Annotated in this window: 16 protein-coding genes and 1 pseudogene; 13 read left to right on the top strand and 4 right to left on the bottom strand. The window is 44.0% G+C overall.

What is annotated here, in order from left to right; all coding sequences use genetic code 11:
• The first annotated feature begins 6 nt into the window (after positions 1-6).
• The 3 genes from rpsI to LKD42_RS05320 all read left to right on the top strand — a co-directional run bounded on the left by rpsI (position 7) and on the right by LKD42_RS05320 (position 1,396).
• The gene (gene rpsI / locus LKD42_RS05330; protein WP_248835028.1) at positions 7-396 is read left to right on the top strand and encodes a 30S ribosomal protein S9; all 390 of its coding nucleotides are present in this window, start codon (positions 7-9) and stop codon (positions 394-396) included.
• Positions 397-826: 430 nt separating this feature from the next.
• Positions 827-1,129: a RhuM family protein gene (gene rhuM / locus LKD42_RS05325; protein WP_248835027.1), complete on the top strand. Its 303-nt coding sequence runs from the start codon at positions 827-829 to the stop codon at positions 1,127-1,129.
• A gap of 153 nt (positions 1,130-1,282) precedes the next feature.
• Complete coding sequence (locus tag LKD42_RS05320; protein WP_248835026.1) at positions 1,283-1,396, top strand: helix-turn-helix transcriptional regulator; 114 nt, start codon at positions 1,283-1,285, stop codon at positions 1,394-1,396.
• A 151-nt stretch (positions 1,397-1,547) separates the two neighbouring features.
• Here LKD42_RS05320 and LKD42_RS05315 read toward each other — a convergent pair.
• Positions 1,548-2,993, bottom strand: a pseudogene (locus LKD42_RS05315) (ammonium transporter).
• Between the two features lie 129 nt (positions 2,994-3,122).
• Positions 3,123-4,259 carry a DUF4317 domain-containing protein gene (locus LKD42_RS05310; RefSeq protein WP_248835024.1) on the bottom strand — a complete coding sequence of 379 codons (1,137 nt, stop codon included), beginning with the start codon at positions 4,257-4,259 and terminating at the stop codon, positions 3,123-3,125.
• Positions 4,260-4,493: 234 nt separating this feature from the next.
• On the opposite strand from LKD42_RS05310, the gene LKD42_RS05305 reads away from it, so the two are divergent.
• Together LKD42_RS05305 and proS are read left to right on the top strand one after the other, a co-directional pair.
• Positions 4,494-4,700, top strand: a complete 207-nt coding sequence (locus LKD42_RS05305; RefSeq protein WP_248835023.1) for a hypothetical protein — start codon at positions 4,494-4,496, stop codon at positions 4,698-4,700.
• Positions 4,701-4,917: 217 nt separating this feature from the next.
• Complete coding sequence (gene proS / locus LKD42_RS05300; RefSeq protein WP_022119621.1) at positions 4,918-6,357, top strand: proline--tRNA ligase; 1,440 nt, start codon at positions 4,918-4,920, stop codon at positions 6,355-6,357.
• 187 nt (positions 6,358-6,544) lie between these two features.
• Here proS and LKD42_RS05295 read toward each other — a convergent pair whose 3' ends face one another.
• On the bottom strand, positions 6,545-7,768 hold the full coding sequence (locus LKD42_RS05295) for a 6-phosphofructokinase (RefSeq protein ID WP_022119620.1): 1,224 nt from the start codon (positions 7,766-7,768) through the stop codon (positions 6,545-6,547).
• Positions 7,769-8,094: 326 nt separating this feature from the next.
• Between LKD42_RS05295 and LKD42_RS05290 the strand changes: the two genes are divergently transcribed.
• The 7 genes from LKD42_RS05290 (at position 8,095) to LKD42_RS05260 (ending at position 15,359) form a co-directional block, all read left to right on the top strand.
• On the top strand, positions 8,095-9,288 hold the full coding sequence (locus LKD42_RS05290; RefSeq protein WP_248835022.1) for an ABC transporter substrate-binding protein: 1,194 nt from the start codon (positions 8,095-8,097) through the stop codon (positions 9,286-9,288).
• 317 nt (positions 9,289-9,605) lie between these two features.
• Positions 9,606-10,490 (top strand): branched-chain amino acid ABC transporter permease, encoded by an 885-nt coding sequence (locus tag LKD42_RS05285; protein WP_147631859.1) that lies wholly within the window; start codon positions 9,606-9,608, stop codon positions 10,488-10,490.
• Positions 10,491-10,499: 9 nt separating this feature from the next.
• On the top strand, positions 10,500-11,570 hold the full coding sequence (locus LKD42_RS05280) for a branched-chain amino acid ABC transporter permease (RefSeq protein ID WP_248835021.1): 1,071 nt from the start codon (positions 10,500-10,502) through the stop codon (positions 11,568-11,570).
• A gap of 1 nt (position 11,571) precedes the next feature.
• Positions 11,572-12,333 (top strand): ABC transporter ATP-binding protein, encoded by a 762-nt coding sequence (locus LKD42_RS05275; protein WP_248835020.1) that lies wholly within the window; start codon positions 11,572-11,574, stop codon positions 12,331-12,333.
• Positions 12,334-12,347: 14 nt separating this feature from the next.
• Positions 12,348-13,058 (top strand): ABC transporter ATP-binding protein, encoded by a 711-nt coding sequence (locus LKD42_RS05270; RefSeq protein WP_022119615.1) that lies wholly within the window; start codon positions 12,348-12,350, stop codon positions 13,056-13,058.
• 15 nt (positions 13,059-13,073) lie between these two features.
• Complete coding sequence (locus tag LKD42_RS05265; RefSeq protein ID WP_147631862.1) at positions 13,074-13,709, top strand: cytidylate kinase-like family protein; 636 nt, start codon at positions 13,074-13,076, stop codon at positions 13,707-13,709.
• A 408-nt stretch (positions 13,710-14,117) separates the two neighbouring features.
• Positions 14,118-15,359, top strand: coding sequence for a glycerate kinase type-2 family protein (locus tag LKD42_RS05260; protein ID WP_248835019.1), 1,242 nt, complete (start codon positions 14,118-14,120; stop codon positions 15,357-15,359).
• Positions 15,360-15,488: 129 nt separating this feature from the next.
• Here the strand turns inward: LKD42_RS05260 and LKD42_RS05255 are convergent, their stop codons facing one another.
• Positions 15,489-16,370, bottom strand: coding sequence for a hypothetical protein (locus LKD42_RS05255; RefSeq protein WP_248835018.1), 882 nt, complete (start codon positions 16,368-16,370; stop codon positions 15,489-15,491).
• Positions 16,371-16,711: 341 nt separating this feature from the next.
• On the opposite strand from LKD42_RS05255, the gene LKD42_RS05250 reads away from it, so the two are divergent.
• A complete protein-coding gene (locus LKD42_RS05250; protein WP_248835017.1) occupies positions 16,712-17,665 on the top strand; it encodes a S8 family serine peptidase in 954 nt (317 codons plus the stop codon).
• Positions 17,666-17,988 lie beyond the last annotated feature (323 nt).

Here is a 17,988-nt window from a genome sequence, read left to right as displayed (position 1 = left end):
ATGACAGTGGCTAACAAATTCTACGGTACAGGAAGAAGAAAAAAATCTATCGCAAGAGTATATGTAGTACCTGGTACAGGTAAGATCACAATCAATAAAAGAGATATCGACGAGTACTTTGGTCTGGAAACACTGAAAGTAATCGTTCGTCAGCCGTTAGTAGCAACAGAGACAGCTGATAAATACGACGTACTGGTAAATGTACGCGGTGGTGGTACAACAGGTCAGGCCGGTGCTATCAGACATGGTCTTTCAAGAGCACTGCTTCACGTAGATGGCGAGTTCAGACCAGTCCTGAAAAAAGCAGGATTCCTGACACGTGACCCGAGAATGAAAGAACGTAAGAAATACGGTCTCAAAGCAGCTAGACGTGCACCACAGTTCTCAAAACGTTAATCTCGATTATCAAAAAGAGAATACGAAAAAGTATATCAAACCTCAGAAACCTTGTGTTTCTGGGGTTTTTCTTTACCCTTAACTCTTGGTGAAATGTCTAGATATGTGGTGAAGCTTTTTTGGTCAAAGTCATAGTGCCGGAGTGTCCCACAATTTTCTTGATGGTTGTATCCTGAGCACCAGCTTCCGATAACCACTATACCCTGATGTCTATGACACCGTTTCCAAAGAGGAAATAGCAGAATTTGAGGATATCATGCGTAAAATCATAACAGGAATCATCTCTGAGGCCAGTGGTATAGCTACATGGGTGTATGTGCAGAAATGTTTTTCTACCGGTTGGGACTAAAAGATGGACTGAATCTGAAAAATACAGTAAAATCTACATTAGAAATGTTATCGGGAAATATTCGTGGAGGGGAACTAAAAGATGAAGAATGAAATCGTATTATTTACAGATGGTGATGTCAATATAGAAGTTCAAATCAATCCTGAGCAGGAGACAGTTTGGCTGACGCAAAAACAAATGGAAGTGTTGTTTGATGTTAAGCACGCTACAGTAAGCGAACATATTTCAAATATTCTTGCTTCAGGAGAACTGGATGAGACTTCTGTCGGTTTTTCCGACAGAAGTACAGGGGGACGAAAACCCAAAATTTATAATTTGGATATGATTTTGTCTGTCGGATATCGAGTTAATTCTAAAAGAGGTATAGCTTTCAGAAAAGTCTGAACTCTTAAAACAGATGAAATCTCAATCGGAATTTTCAAAAAAACGTATGTCAAAGAATCTTTGCATTATAATACACGCACTGTAAACAGATCCTTGCTTTACTTAATATACAACTGTCCTATATAATTTGGACAGAAGGAGGAACTTATTATTATGAATATTGGAAATCAAATATCAACAATTCGAAAAGAACAGCAATTAACACAAGAGCAATTTGGGGCGTTATTTCATGTGACACGACAAACAGTTTCAAACTGGGAAAAATGAAAAGAAGCAGAACAATGGGAGATGACAATGAAAAGAAGCAGGACAATGGGGGATGAGACCCAATGTCCTGTTTTTAAAAGCAGAGTGTTATACTTCAAGATGAGATTCCTTAGATCTTTGAAGCTGCAAAATCCTGTATTTTCTGAAACGATTATTCTACATCTTTCAGAGCCGCCAGATCTTCTTCGCCGGTACGGACTTTTACAACATGCCGTACGTCATATACAAAGATCTTGCCATCGCCGATGTGACCGGTATAGAGACATTTTTTGGCAGTTTTGATGACTTTTTCCACCGGGATATTGCCACCGATGACTTCTACTTTAACTTTTGGGAGGAGTGTAGCGTCAACTTCGGCACCACGGTATTTTTCGCCGGAACCTTTCTGGATACCGCAGCCCATAACCTGTGTAACGGTCATACCGGTGACACCAAGTTCATTGAGAGCTTTGCGGAGTTTGTCATACCGGGAAAGTTTTACAAGGATGGAAACTTTGTACATGCCGGTTGGATTGGCAGCAACCAGTTCTTCACCGGCTACTTTGACGGCGGCATTTTTCTGTGAATCGCTTGCTTTCGTATAATCAGATTCACCAAGATCTGTATTTTCATTCACATCCATCGTAGCAGTAATATCAGAAATGTTGAATCCGGCATAAGCACTTGCCAGGCCATGCTCGTGATAGTCCAGGCCCTCGATTTCGATATCAGCCGGAACACGCAGACCAACAAGTTTGTCGATGACCTTGAAAATAATGGTCATGGTAATGATAACCAAGAGCATAACAGAGGCAACACCGAGCAGCTGGATCAGGAAATAATGGATACCTCCGCCGTAAACCAGACCGGCAAGGGCACCGTTTAATGTCATGGAAACATCCGGCTTACCGTAACGAACCCAGGTAAAGATCATGGCAGTACAGGTTGCGATAGCAGCGGAAAGGTTTGTGTTCATGTATACCAGACTGGCTTTTGTAAGATCGGCGTCAGTTGACATTGCAGTTGTGCTTGCTCCGTTAAATCCGAACCAGCAGAACCAAAGAATGAAAACACCGAGTGCGGCAACGGTGAGATTATGACCGGGGATTGCTTTTGGTTTTCCGTCCCTGTCATATTTTCCGATACGAGGATCAAGGATTTTTGCACCGATGCATGCGGTGACACCGCCGACCATATGTACGGCAGTACTTCCGGCAAAATCATGGAAGCCAAGCTGAGAAAGCCAGCCGCCGCCCCAGATCCAGTGACCGGAGATCGGATAGACGATCAGAGAGATCATGGCACTATATAAACAGTAAGCTTTGAAATTTGTCCGTTCTGCCATGGAACCGGAAACGATCGTGGCAGATGTTGCACAGAAAACTGTCTGAAAAATGACGAAACACCAGGTCGGCAGAGATCCAAACTGATAACTTCCGCGGATCAGCGGATCGAGTTTTCCGATAAAAGCACCGCTTCCGCCGAACATCAGGCCAAATCCGACCAGCCAGAATGCGGAAGTTCCGATACAGAAATCCATCATATTCTTCATAAGAATATTGCCGGTATTTTTGGCACGCGTAAGTCCGGCCTCACACATTGCAAAACCAGCCTACATAAAATAAACAAGTGCGGCTCCAAGTAATGTCCAGATGACATCAACAGATGAAAAATTATAAAAATAAAGCAGAATCCATTTTTAGTTCAGAATCGTAATCAAACAGAAACGATACCTGATCCGGAGCATTTATTCATCAAGATCCATTGTTTTGGCCGAAATTCCGTTGACGGTTACATTATCATCCACCGTGATAACAAGACATTTTTTGCCATCCACAATACGTGTCTCCACAAGATCAGCATACTCCGGGCTGACCTGAATTGTGATCAGAGGGGTTTTGATCTCAAAACGTCTGGTGTTTACAAGGTTGGAAGCCATAAGGGAAGTATCTTCACCGACTGCATTGTCATAGGCAGCATTAAAATCAGAAAGCTTTTCATCTTCCACACCGCTTCGCTCCAGAAGCTGCTTTACTTCCCTTTTATCCAGCATGACCGGTTCCGGATCATCTTTGTGTTCCTCCATCAGCATAGTCAGATTGTCATGGATATTTTTGACTGTTTCATAATTACATTCTTCACCGAGAGTGTCGGAAATAACAGCCTGGAATGATTCCTTCTGTTCCCCGGCAGTAAGGGAAGCTTCACAGCCAAACATATTTTCCACAAATTCTGCCTGAAGTTCTTCCGGCTTTTTTGAATAGTAGAGCATCGCATGCAGGTCAGTGCTGCGATCATGAAATGCCGGGAACAGGAAACCGCGTTCCGGAAGTTCCACGATCCAGTCACGGATACGGTCACGGATGCGGTTTTCCGCTTCGTTGTAGCACAGTCCGGCTTTGGAGAGCCTGACCGGGCAGATGCAGCACAGGATGTATTCGTAAACCTCATCGGAAGAATCGAACATCTCTGTATTATCTTTGGCCTTTCCAGGAACATCGTAGGCAGCATGTACGAGAATGATAAAATAATTTTCCGCATTGTAATAATGTTCGATGATCTTGTCATAACATTCATCGACAAGAGCATCATCCGTCAGACGGCTGTTTTTTAAACGCAGCAGAAATTCCTGCTCGCCGCCTTCCGCCTCTGCTTTCAGTGGAAATTCCAGATTCAGCAGATTTTTGCCGATCGTTCCGGAAAGTGTCTTCTTGAAAATTTCAAAATATTTAAACATTTCTTCATCAGAAAGCGAAAGAAATGATTCACGCATCTCCAGACGTTTTTCCTTTTCCGAATCGACATAACAGCCGCAGATTCGGGAAATCGTACAGTTGTCCGGTGTGAATTGCTTCTTTAACTCAGAAATCTCTTTTTTATTCATAGGTATCCTCCCCTGTGGTTTGTCTATATCAATGAGCCATACGTGATTTTTCCGTACTTTGTACTCTCAAAATCACGAAAACATTCGGAATTCGCATATTTACTGCGTAAATAGCTGCACCCTCATGTTTTGTCGGTCCTCATAGACACAAATATGTATGCAAGCATCCGTTTTGTGTCCATTTGTCCCTTGAATCATCAGTATTTTAATATAGACCCGGACAAAAAGCAAGAAATGAAAAATTGCCGTTTCTTATTGACAAACGCAGGATTTTGCCATAAACTGATGAATGAAACAGAGCTGACAGCTCGTTATAGGGGCAAGACGAAGAAAAGGGATAGTACATTTCGGACAATCTACAGAGAGGGGATCACTGGTGCGAGATTCCTGTGCGGAAGAGATGGAACCTGCCTTGGAGTCCTGTATGAAAATACAGCGTAGTTCCGGCGATAACGGAAAATGAGTGAGTACTGTTTTTAACAGTGCTAATCAGGGTGGTACCGCCGAAGAGATGACAAGTCCTTGGTTCCTGCGTTCACGCAGAGACCGGGGCTTTTTTATTAGGTGCCAAAGAGGAGAATTGTGAGAGTACCATGTATGAAACGATTTGTATGGCATCTTCTGGCTTTAATATTTTCAGCAAGAAAAGGAGAAAACGATGGCAAAAGAAAAGAAATTAGTTGAAGCAATCACATCTATGGATGAAGATTTTGCACAGTGGTATACCGATGTGGTAAAAAAAGCAGAGCTGATCGATTATACCAGCGTAAAAGGATGTATGGCGATTAAACCGGCAGGCTATGCAATCTGGGAGAATATCCAGCATGAGCTGGATCGCAGATTCAAAGAGACCGGCGTACAGAATGTATACATGCCGATGCTGATCCCGGAAAGTCTGCTTCAGAAAGAAAAAGATCATGTAGAAGGTTTTGCACCGGAAGTAGCATGGGTAACACACGGAGGACTGGAGCCGCTTCAGGAGCGTATGTGTGTACGTCCAACTTCTGAGACACTGTTCTGCGATTTCTACTCCAGAGATATTCATTCTTACCGTGATCTGCCGAAAGTATACAATCAGTGGTGTTCTGTTATGCGTTGGGAGAAGACAACAAGACCGTTTTTGCGTTCTAGAGAGTTCTTATGGCAGGAAGGACATACCGCACACGCAACAGCAGAAGAAGCAGAAGCACGTACGATCCAGATGCTGAATGTTTATGCAGATTTCTGTGAAGAAGTTCTGGCGATTCCGGTTGTAAAAGGAAGAAAGACCGATAAAGAAAAATTTGCCGGAGCAGAAGCAACTTACACGATTGAATCCCTGATGCACGACGGAAAAGCACTGCAGTCCGGAACAAGCCACAATTTCGGTGATGGATTTGCAAAAGCTTATGATATCCAGTTTACAGACCGTGACAACAAACTGAAATATGTTCACCAGACATCCTGGGGTATGACCACACGTATGATCGGTGCGATCATCATGGTACATGGAGATAACAGCGGTCTGGTGCTGCCGCCGAGAATCGCTCCGGTACAGGTAGATATCATCCCGATCCAGCAGAAAAAGGCAGGCATCCTGGAGAAAGCAGCAGAAGTGGAAGCAACACTGAAAGCGGCTGGATTAAGAGTGAAAACAGATGATACTGACAGAAGCCCGGGATGGAAATTCTCCGAGCAGGAGATGCGTGGTATTCCGGTTCGTGTGGAGATGGGACCAAAAGATATCGAAGCAGGTCAGGCTGTTGTCGTACGCCGTGACACTCGTGAAAAGATCACCGTAGCAATCGACGAACTGGCAGCAGAATTGCCGAAGATCCTGGATAGCATGCAGAAAGATATGCTGGAGAGAGCACGCAAACACAGAGATGCACATACTTATGTTGCTCATAACATGGAAGAGTTAAAAGACATCGCAGACAACAAACCAGGATTTATCAAGGCAATGTGGTGCGGTGAACGTGAATGTGAAGATAAATTAAAAGAAGATGCAGGAATCACATCACGCTGTATGCCGTTTGAACAGGAAACCATTTCCGACGTATGCGTATGCTGCGGAAAACCGGCGAAAAAAATGGTATACTGGGGCAAAGCATACTAAAAACAGTTTCTTGCAGTGAGATTACATCAGGAGAAACGTTGATGTAAAATCTGAATTCTGATATCAGATGATATGATATATAAAGAGACAGAGCCACAGTGACGCAGGTGAAATACAATGCGTTATGTGCTCTGTCTTTTTGCATCATTTATTATGTTTTCCGGGCTGCCGAAGGGAAAGTGAAAATTTATTTCTCAGGCTTGCGGTATGCGTACACAGCCAGTCCGTCTTTCATAGGAAGTTTCGGAGATCCCTGAATCAGCGGAAGTGCATAATCAATAAATGCCTGAGCAATATCAGTTCCATCTTTTGTGATCCATTCAACAGGAACCGTCTTTTCCTGATTGCAGATCAGGTTGACATCCTCAAGGCCACATTCCATCACGTATGGTTTGTCAGATTTACGGACAAAGCTGACCATCTTTCCGGTTTCACCGCTGATGGCAGAAGTCACGCCGAAAGCTCCGGCCTGTGCAGCTTCCAGTGCATCCGTTTCAGACTGCAGGAAGGCAGAACATCTCTGATTGACATTCAGCTCGACCGAGCGAACTTTTACACCGAGGCGGTCACGCACCAGATTTTCCAGATATTTGCCGCAGCCGGTCAGCATTTTGTGTCCAAATGCATCGACACCTGCAGAGGCTGCATATTCACAGATAAAGGTGCCATCCTTGTCATGAATGCCTTCGGATACACAGACGATCAGGTTGTTTTTTGTCTTAAAACATTCTTCCAGAGAAGCAAGGAAAGATTCCTGGTCAAAATCCGCCTCCGGCAGATAAATCAGCACCGGGTTGTCCTGCTCGAATTTGCGGGCAAGTACGGATGCTGCGGTCAGCCAGCCGGCATGGCGGCCCATGATCTCAATGATGGTAACAGATTTTGTATTATAAACAGAAGCGTCCAGTCCGATTTCACAGACGGAAGCAGCCACATATTTTGCGGCACTGCCGAATCCCGGTGTGTGGTCGGTGAGGATTAGGTCGTTGTCGATCGTTTTCGGAATACCCATGATACGTACATCAATGTTGTGGGCAGCAGCATAGCGGGAAAGTTTGCTGACCGTATCCATAGAATCGTTTCCTCCTATATAAAAGAAGTAACCGATGTTCATCTCTTCAAATTTCTGAAACAGCAGAGGATAGATCGCATCATTTAAATCATCCGGAAGTTTGAAACGGCAGGAACCAAGGTAAGCTCCTGGAGTTGTACGCAGAGCTTCCAGTGTATCGTTATCCAGTTCTTTCATATCCATAAAGCGTCCGTCTAAAAATCCCTGGATGCCGTTGATCATGCCGTAGACATGTTCAATCTCTTCGCTGCGGTTAAAACCTTCACGGATCACACCGTAAAGACTGCTGTTGATAACGGCGGTCGGTCCGCCGGACTGTCCTACAATTAAATTTTTCACAAGTTAAGCTCCTTTCAGCTTCTTTTTGGCATTCCTTTCTATTTTACTACATTTCCTGAAAAAAAACTATTATGAATCGCGGGAAATTCTAAAAATAATTCTCTCTGTTTCATCCATTACTTTTTCAGAATATTTTTGGAAATATTCAGGAAAAGTCAAAGAAACCGACCGAAAAATTTACGGAATCTCGTACAAACGAGGTAAAAACATAAAAAATAATTGACAAGCACAAAACCCGGCGGTATTATAGAACACAAGATTTTTTATTAAAATATAATAAAGATAAAAAATCTGTAAAGTGAAGTTTTAGAAGGAGGAAAAATATTATGAAAAAATTCACAAGATTTTTTGCTACCGTTGCAGCAGTCTCTATGGTAGCTGCTTCTTTGACAGGATGTGGAAGTAAATCTGACAACACAGCAAGCACAGACACAACTGCTGATTCAGCAACAGCAGGTGATACACTGAAGATTGGCGGAATCGGACCGATCACCGGAGGAGCAGCCGTATATGGACTGGCTGTTAAAAATGCAGCAGAGCTGGCAGTAAAAGAGATCAACGAAGCAGGCGGTATCAACGGCATGCAGGTTGAATTTAAATTTGAAGATGATGAGCATGATGCAGAGAAATCGGTAAACGCTTACAACTCCCTGAAAGACTGGGGTATGCAGATGCTGATGGGTACTGTTACATCCACACCTTGTACAGCAGTTGTTGAAAAAACACATGAAGACAATATGTTCCAGCTGACACCGTCAGGTTCCGCTGTTGAATCTATTAAATATGACAATGCGTTCCGTGTATGCTTTTCTGACCCGGGTCAGGGTACTGCATCTGCAAAATACATCGGTGAGAATAAGCTGGCATCAAAAGTAGCCGTTATCTACAACAGCTCTGATGTATATTCTTCCGGTATTTATCAGAAATTTGCAGAAGAGGCAAAAAATCAGGACTTCGAAGTTGTTTCTGCTGAAGCATTTACCGAAGACAGCAAGACAGACTTCTCAGTACAGCTGCAGAAAGCAAAGGATGCAGGTGCTGACATGGTATTCCTGCCGATCTACTATACAGAAGCTTCTCTGATCCTGACACAGGCAAACTCCATGGGTTATGCTCCGACATTCTTCGGATGTGACGGTCTGGATGGTCTGCTGGCAGTTAAGAACTTCGATACAAAACTGGCTGATGGCGTTATGCTTCTGACACCGTTTGCAGCTGATGCAGATGATGAAAAGACACAGGCATTTGTTTCTGCTTACAAAGAAGCTTACGGCGATACACCGAACCAGTTCGCAGCGGATACTTACGATGCAATCTATATCATGAAAGCAGCAGCAGAAAAAGCAGGTGTGACAGCTGATATGAGCGTAAGCGACATCTGTGATGCAATGAAAACTGCCATGACAGAGATCAGCTACGATGGTCTGACCGGTGAAGGTATGACCTGGACAGCAGACGGTGAGCCGGACAAGGCACCAAAAGCTGTCGTGATCAAAGATGGTGCTTACGTAGCAATGTAATGATGCCGGTGTCGATTGTGGGAGTGCGAAGCACGGAACATCCACAGGCATGTCAGGTGGGGATTTTTGCCCCCAACATCATCGTAATAAAAATGAAGAGGCACTTACAGTTCGGTAAGGAAGCCCAGAGGAGGGCTGCCATGGGCAGCCCTTTTTCCTGTTATAAGCGAATCCTATTGAATAAGTAGGCAAACACAGAAAACAACCATACACAGATATCAAAGGTAGACTTGTAAAGTCTGTTTTTGATATCTGTGTGGTATTCTTATTTTTAAGAAAACGATGGTTATATTAAAAATACGACAAGGGGTGTGCGTATGAGTTTTATTTCTTATCTGATCAACGGTATCAGCCTTGGAAGTGTCTATGCAATCATAGCACTTGGCTATACAATGGTATACGGTATCGCAAAGATGCTGAATTTTGCACATGGTGATATCATCATGGTAGGCGGTTATGCAGCTTTTATCTCCATGAATTCTTTAGGCGTGAATCCAATTCTGGCAGTTATATTATCGGTTGTCATCTGTACGATTCTCGGACTGGTTATTGAGCGTGTTGCTTACCGTCCGCTTCGAAATGCATCTTCACCGCTGGCTGTTCTGATCACAGCGATCGGTGTCAGCTATCTGCTTCAGAACCTTGCACTTCTGATGTTCGGTGCAGATACAAAATCTTTTACATCTGTTGTAACAGTTCCGGCAGTTGTGCTGGCAGGCGGAAAACTGACGATCTCCGGTGAGACGATCGTTACTGTTCTTGCATGTATGATCATCATGATCGGTCTGACACTGTTCATCAACAAGACAAAAGCAGGTCAGGCAATGCTGGCAGTTTCGGAAGACCGGGGTGCTGCACAGCTGATGGGCATCAATGTAAATGGAACAATTGCCCTTACCTTTGCGATCGGTTCCGCACTGGCAGCAATTGCAGCGGTTCTGCTGTGTTCTGCTTATCCTTCCCTGACACCGTACACCGGAGCCATGCCTGGTATCAAAGCATTCGTAGCCGCTGTATTTGGTGGTATCGGATCGATTCCGGGAGCATTGATCGGAGGTATTTTGCTTGGTATTATTGAAATTCTCGGCAAAGCATATATTTCCTCTCAGATGGCAGATGCGATCGTATTCGGAGTTCTGATCGTTGTACTTCTGGTAAAACCAAGCGGATTGCTTGGAAAGCAGATTCAGGAGAAAGTGTAGGTGGCAGCGATGAAAAAATTAAAATTAAACAAAACGACAAAAAACAATCTGATCACATACGGAATCGTCATCCTCGCTTATATCATCGTAGAAGCAATGCTGGCAGGAGGTCAGATCTCCAGTCTGATGAAGGGACTTTTAGTTCCACTCTGTGTTTATGTGATTCTGGCTGTATCTTTGAATCTTGTGGTAGGTATTTTAGGTGAGCTGAGTCTTGGACATGCAGGATTTATGTGTGTGGGTGCATTCTCCAGTGCATTCTTCTCAAAATGCACCGCAGGAATGATGCCGGATGGACTTCGTTTCTTTCTGGCACTGCTGATTGGAGCTGCTATTGCGGCTCTGTTCGGACTGATTATTGGAATCCCGGTACTGCGACTGAAAGGTGACTACCTGGCGATCGTTACCCTGGCATTTGGTGAGATCATCAAGAACCTGATCAACGTATTCTTTATCGGAAAAGATGCAAATGGTTTCCATTTTTCCATGAAGGATGCCATGTCGCTGAACATGGACGGAGGAGATGTTATCATTAACGGACCGCAGGGAATCACCGGAACGCCAAATGATTCTACGTTTACCATCGGCGTGATCCTGGTACTGATCACACTGGTTATCGTACTGCATCTGATCAATTCCAGAGACGGACGTGCGATCATGTCTATTCGTGACAACCGTATCGCAGCTGAGTCTGTCGGTATCAATATTACAAAATACAAACTGATGGCATTTATTATTTCAGCAGCCCTTGCCGGAGTTGCCGGTGTTCTGTATGCACATAACCTGGCTACCCTGACTGCACTGCCGAAAAACTTTGGTTATAACCAGTCGATCATGATCCTGGTATTTGTTGTACTTGGCGGTATCGGAAGCACAAGAGGTTCTATGATCGCAGCCGTTGTACTGACACTGCTTCCGGAGCTTCTGCGCGGACTGAATGACTACCGTATGCTGATCTATGCAATCGTCCTGATCGTGATGATGCTTCTGAACTGGAGCCCGAAAGCACTGGAAATGAGAGAACGTTATTCACCGAAGCGTCTGCTTGCAAAGAGAAAAGAAGCAAAGGAGGCGAAATAATATGGAGAACATGTTAGAGGTAAAGAATCTGAGCATTTCATTCGGAGGACTGCGTGCCGTATCCGAATTTGATATGAATATCGGGAAAGGTCAGCTCTATGGCCTGATCGGACCGAACGGTGCCGGAAAAACAACCATATTTAACTTGCTGACAGGTGTTTACAAACCGGATGAAGGTATTGTAAAATTAGATGGACAGGACATTACCGGAAAGAAGACCATTGATATCAACAAAGCAGGTATCGCCCGTACTTTCCAGAATATCCGCCTGTTCTCACAGATGTCCGTACTGGACAATGTAAAAGTAGGACTGCACAATCATTATCATTACAATACGCTCGAAGGGATTCTGCGTCTGCCGCGTTACCGTAAGGTGGAAAAAGAGATGAATGAACGTGCGATGGAGCTTTTGAAAGTGTTCGACCTTGAGAAAGATGCCGAGTATCTGGCTTCTAATCTGCCATATGGACAGCAGAGAAAACTGGAGATCGCCAGAGCACTTGCAACTGATCCGAAGCTTCTGCTTCTGGATGAGCCGGCAGCCGGCATGAATCCGAACGAGACAAAAGAACTGATGGAAACGATCAGCTTTGTGCGTGAACATTTTAATATGACAATCCTTCTGATTGAACACGACATGAAACTGGTTTCCGGTATCTGTGAAGAGCTGACCGTACTGAATTTCGGAAAAGTACTGGCACAGGGACCGACTGCGGAAGTACTGAATGATCCGCAGGTTATCACAGCATATCTGGGAGAATAGGAGGAAATGGACTTATGGCAATGCTTGAGGTAAAAGATCTGAATGTATATTACGGTATGATTCAGGCGATCAAGGGGATTTCCTTTGAAGTAAATCAGGGAGAAGTCATCGCACTGATCGGTGCCAACGGAGCCGGAAAGACTACAACACTTCATGCAGTCACAGGGCTGACACCGGTGAAATCAGGCCATATTTTCTTCGAAGGAAAAGATATTACAAAAGTGCCGGCTCACAAGATCGTTTCTATGGGAATGGCACACGTTCCGGAGGGACGACGCGTATTTGCACAACTCAGTGTTTATCAGAACCTGAAAATGGGTGCTTATACACGAAAAGACAAAGACGAGATCAGGCAGACACTTGATATGGTATATGAGCATTTCCCGCGTCTGGAAGAACGTAAGAACCAGATGGCAGGTACGCTTTCCGGTGGTGAACAGCAGATGCTTGCAATGGGACGTGCACTGATGTCTCATCCGAAGATCATCCTTATGGATGAACCGTCTATGGGACTTTCACCGATTTTTGTAAATGAGATTTTCGAAATTATCAAGAAAGTCAGTGCAGCCGGCACGACCGTACTTCTGGTAGAGCAGAATGCAAAGAAAGCACTCTCCATCGCAGACAGAGCATATGTCCTGGAAACAGGCAAAATTATCTTACAGGGTGATGCAGACAAGCTGTTAAATGATGAGTCTGTCAAGAAAGCATACCTTGGAGAATAAAAGGGGGTTTGTGCTATGGGAAAACTGATCGTTACGATCGCAAGACAGTATGGAAGCGGTGGAAAAACCATCGGTCAGATGCTGGCAGAAAATCTGGGTGTAAACTGTTATAACAGAGAAATTCTGCGTATGGCATCCGATGACAGCGGAATCAAAGAAGAGCTGTTCAATCAGGCAGATGAAAAACTTCGCAATAATCCGCTCTTTGGAAATTCCACAAGAATCTACAAAGGCGGGCTGATCCAGCCAGATCATGGCGGATTTGTCTCCGCAGACAATCTCTTTAATTATCAGGCAAAAGTGATCAAAGAACTGGCAGAGAAAGAGTCCTGTGTATTTATCGGACGCTGTGCAGACTTTGTTCTCAAAGACCGCCCGGATGTGATGAGCGTCTTTATCCATGCACCGCAGGATTACTGCCTGGCACGTGGTATGGAACGCAACTCCATGACGGAAAAAGAGATGGAAAGATTTATAGCAAAGACAGACAAGTATCGAGGTGATTTCTATCATTATTATACCGGACGCACCTGGAACGATGCGAGAAATTACGATCTGTGTCTGGACAGCAGCAAGCTTGGATTTGACAAATGCGTAGAAGCAATCAAGGCATACGCAAAAGTAAGATTTGGCGAAGATATTTTTGAATAAGCGTCCAGCAATGCAGCAAGTATCAGGAGCAGATGTGAGATACTTGCATAAATAAAGCAAGAATGCGGCAGGGAGAGGAAACTTTCTCTGTCGTTTTTGCATCTTAGCTGAAGAAAACTTTTTATCTTAGTCGGAGAAGAGTCCCACTTCTATAAGTGGCGAGCAACAAATTTGTCTTAGTGGGAGTGCAATCTCCGACTAAGATAAACGCTCCGCGAGGGCACACATTGTCCAGTGGACAATGGTTTTGGGCCGACCGGAACGAAGTGTAGAATGCACAGCGATTCTGTTGGGTAAATGTCAGCAGAGTTGACCAGAATTGCATGCCAGATCTCATGTGCGTTCGACTTAAAAAGAAGCAGGCAACGAACAGGTGTGTTTGAGTCAAATTTATGGGGAGAGGATAATATGACACTACGAGAAGAAGCAGATAAAATCATAAAAGAAGCGATCACAAAAGTACTGCCGGATGAGGCAGTAAAACAGGCACTGAAAAGCAGAAAATCGGTAAAAGGAAAACTTTACCTTGTAGCGGTTGGAAAAGCAGCCTGGCAGATGGCAAATGCAGCCGCAAACATCCTGAATGGACAGATTGAGAAAGGGATTGTGATCACGAAATACGGACATATTCAGGGAGACATTCCGGGGATTGAATGTTTTGAAGCAGGACATCCGGTTCCGGATACAAATACCTTTGCGGCCACACAGAAAGTGATCGAGCTGACAGAAGAATTGCAGGCAGACGATCAGGTACTATTTCTGCTTTCCGGAGGCGGCTCCGCCCTTTTTGAAAAACCATTGATAAGTACAGAAGAATTATCGGATATAACAAAGCAGCTGCTTGCATGCGGGGCAGATATTGTAGAAATGAACACCATACGGAAAAGACTGTCCGCAGTCAAAGGCGGAAAATTTGCCGGACTCTGTGAACCGGCAGCCATATTTGCGATTGTACTGAGCGATATCGTCGGAGATCCGCTTGATATGATCGCATCTGGACCGGCATATGCAGACTCTTCGACCGCATCCGATGCAATCGCAATCGTTGAAAAATATCACTTAAAACTCAGCGAGAAGGCAAGAACATTACTGGAGATGAAAACACCAAAAGCAGTAACAAATGTGGAAACCAGGATCACCGGAAGCGTCAGAAATCTGTGCCTGGCAGCAAAAGAAGCCTGCGAAAAACTTGGCTACGAAAGCATGATCCTCACAGATGCCCTGCAGTGTGAGGCAAAAGAAGCAGGAGCATTTTTAGCAGCGATCGCAAAAACACATCAAAATACAGACAAAAGCCTTGCTTTTATCGCGGGAGGCGAGACGATCGTCCACGTGACAGGAAAAGGACTCGGCGGACGCAACCAGGAGCTGGCACTTTCGGCGGCAGAAGGACTGGCCGCATGCAAAAATACTGCCATTTTCAGTGTCGGAAGCGACGGAACTGACGGACCGACCGATGCAGCCGGTGGCTATTGCGATGAAAATACAAAAGAAAAAATGCAACAGGCAGGACTTGATGTCTATGAAGTGCTGAAAGAGAATGATACCTACCATGCACTGAAAAAGACAGGAGGACTGATCATCACCGGAGCAACCGGGACAAATGTAAACGATGTGGCAGTGGTGCTGATACGACGGAGATTCTTGTGATAATCAGCTTTTCACTCGGGAAGGCCCCCCCTTTTTGGGAACCTTCCGAAAACTGGAGTTCACACTTCTTTTTGCCCTTCGGATAAGAAGCATCCCTCGCTCTAAAGAGCTCGGTCAATTTTTATTTTGCTACTTATTGCCAATCCATTGTTTTGCGATTTCGACATTTACTTGCAGTGCCGAAGCAATTTGCTCAACCGGAACGTGAAGTTCTGCAAAAGCAATAGCAGCATCCTTTTTTGCAGTATCGATGCCGTTATTAAATCCAGCAGCTACACCAGCTTCATACTCAGCTTTTCTGAGTTTGCGTTCTTCCTCTTCTTTGTCGTATTCGAATATACTCATCGAGATCACCTCCGATTTATTTGCACGAAGAAATTCGGAAAGAATGTCGTTACGGATACATTCATCAACCGCCAGCTTAACTGCTTCGTTCAAATCCAATTCCTTCGCATATTTACGGACACAATTTACATACTGTGCATATTCTCTTAAAGTTTTGCATTGTTCCATCAGCTCTTTATTAAGCCCTTCATTGATGTTTATTGTCAGTACTTCCAGCTCCAGTTTCGGTTCGCCGGACAGATTTTCGAAAGATTCTGACAAATGGTTTAACCAATGGTCTTTCTTTTTTTCAGTTCCATTATAAAATACAATAAACTGTGGTGCCGGGATTTTCAGCAGTGTGGAAGAGTAAAGTGATTTATGATCGACTAATTTTTGATATTCGCTGGAAATATAGAATAAATCCCGCAGCGGCATATTCGGGTTATAAGTAGACTGATGTTCATATAGAAATAAGTCAGTTCCAATAATGAAAGCCAGATCATTTTTCATTCCCATATAAATAGCATTTTCCAGTGTGACGATTTTCAGTTTTTCTGGATCATCATAATGTGAACCGCTAACTGCATTATAAAGCGACAATAAATTTTGACGGTCAGAAAACAGCATGCGAAATACCGTATCCTTGTAATTACGATTTGCAGTCGCTTGTTCTTTTTGAGCCATAGGCAGTACCTCCTTATGCAGGAGTGTACCAAAATGCGACAGCCATACGGTTTATACTCTTTTTCACAGTTTGAAACTCCTGCTTTTTAAATTGATTTGTTTGATTGAAAAGCATGAATTTCTGAAGTGTGAATTAGAAAATATAGATGGCAGGATGCCAAGAACGTTAAGAAATATGCTTTGAAAATATATTACCACATAGCTCTCATTATTTCAATATGTTTTAAAAAGATAATTAAAGTCAACATAAGCAATAAGATTCCAACGACTGTATAGAAAAAAGGATACAAATTTTTACTTTGCAACATAGTATAGAAACAAAATACAGAAAGCAGCATTTTATGAATGATCAGAAGCTTGAAAATCTTCTAAATCTTGCACTGGATGCTACAGATGCAGAACGGGAAAAATCTTTAAACATGAATTTCGGGTATGACAGGCAGAATCGGATTTGGGAGCTGATCGTGCGATATCACGGTGATCTTTCCGGGGTTGGGGAGCGGACAAAAGAGATTATCCTGTTATCCGGCGGCTATGCGATCATTACGGCAGAAGAGAGCGAGATTGACTGGATTTCCTCGCAGCCGGAAGTCGAATACATCGAAAAGCCGAAAAGACTGTTTTTTTCAGCAGCACAGGGCAGAAGTGCCTCCTGTATCAATCCACTTCAGACCGGGGCATTTGATCTGAGAGGCCAGGGCGTTTTGGTGGCGGTGATCGATTCTGGCGTAGACTATTTTCATCCGGATTTTCGAAATGAAGACGGCACGACCAGGATCGTGGCACTTTGGGATCAGACAATCCAAAGACCAAAAAGAAATGATGCAATGGAGACAGATACAACAGGCGAAGGAGAAAATAGATCGGAAGAAAGGACAGAAGATACAGGAAAAATCAAAGAAGGAACCGGCGAAGAAATCCGGGGTGTGGAATATACAAAAGAGCAGATTGATGAGGCACTTGCTGCCGGAAACAGAGAAGCAGGATATCGCATCGTTCCGTCAAGAGATCTGAGCGGACATGGAACGGAAGTACTTGGTATCGCAGCCGGAAATGGTCAGGCATCCGGCGGACAGTACCGTGGTGTGGCATCGAAGAGCGATATTCTGGTTGTGAAGATCGGGACAGCAGGCTCTGAGTTTGCCGGGACCGTAGAACTGATGCTGGCACTGGACTACGTGATCAGAAAAGCGATGGAACTTGGGAAGCCTGTTGCGATCAACCTGAGCTTTGGAAATGTATATGGCTCGCATGTGCCATATACCAGAGGCATTCTTGTATTAAACAGAAGTTAAAAAACAATCCTGCAGCTTAACAACAATTCAATGAAAATGGCAGAATCTGTCTGTTACAATACAAGTAACGAAAGCTTTCGAATCTGAAACGGAGAAAAGACTATGCAGATGAAAGAGGTTATAAGATCAAAGCGAGAAGAGTGCGGTTATACGCAAGAGCAGGTTACGTTCTTTCGAGAAAATAAAAATTGACCGTTGGTTTCCTGGCAGGTGTAAAGAACTGAAATGCCGCACATTTTAAAATACTGTTTGCAAAAGAATAGTATTGCATGTGCAAATGAACGAATTCCCCGAAGGGCACGTAAAAGTGCCTTCTTGGGAAT

Source organism: Hominisplanchenecus faecis (assembly GCF_020687205.1).
GTDB classification, from domain to species: domain Bacteria; phylum Bacillota; class Clostridia; order Lachnospirales; family Lachnospiraceae; genus Hominisplanchenecus; species Hominisplanchenecus faecis.
The sequence above is the reverse complement of the archived record's forward strand: the minus strand, read 5'-3'. Positions and strand labels throughout refer to the sequence as shown.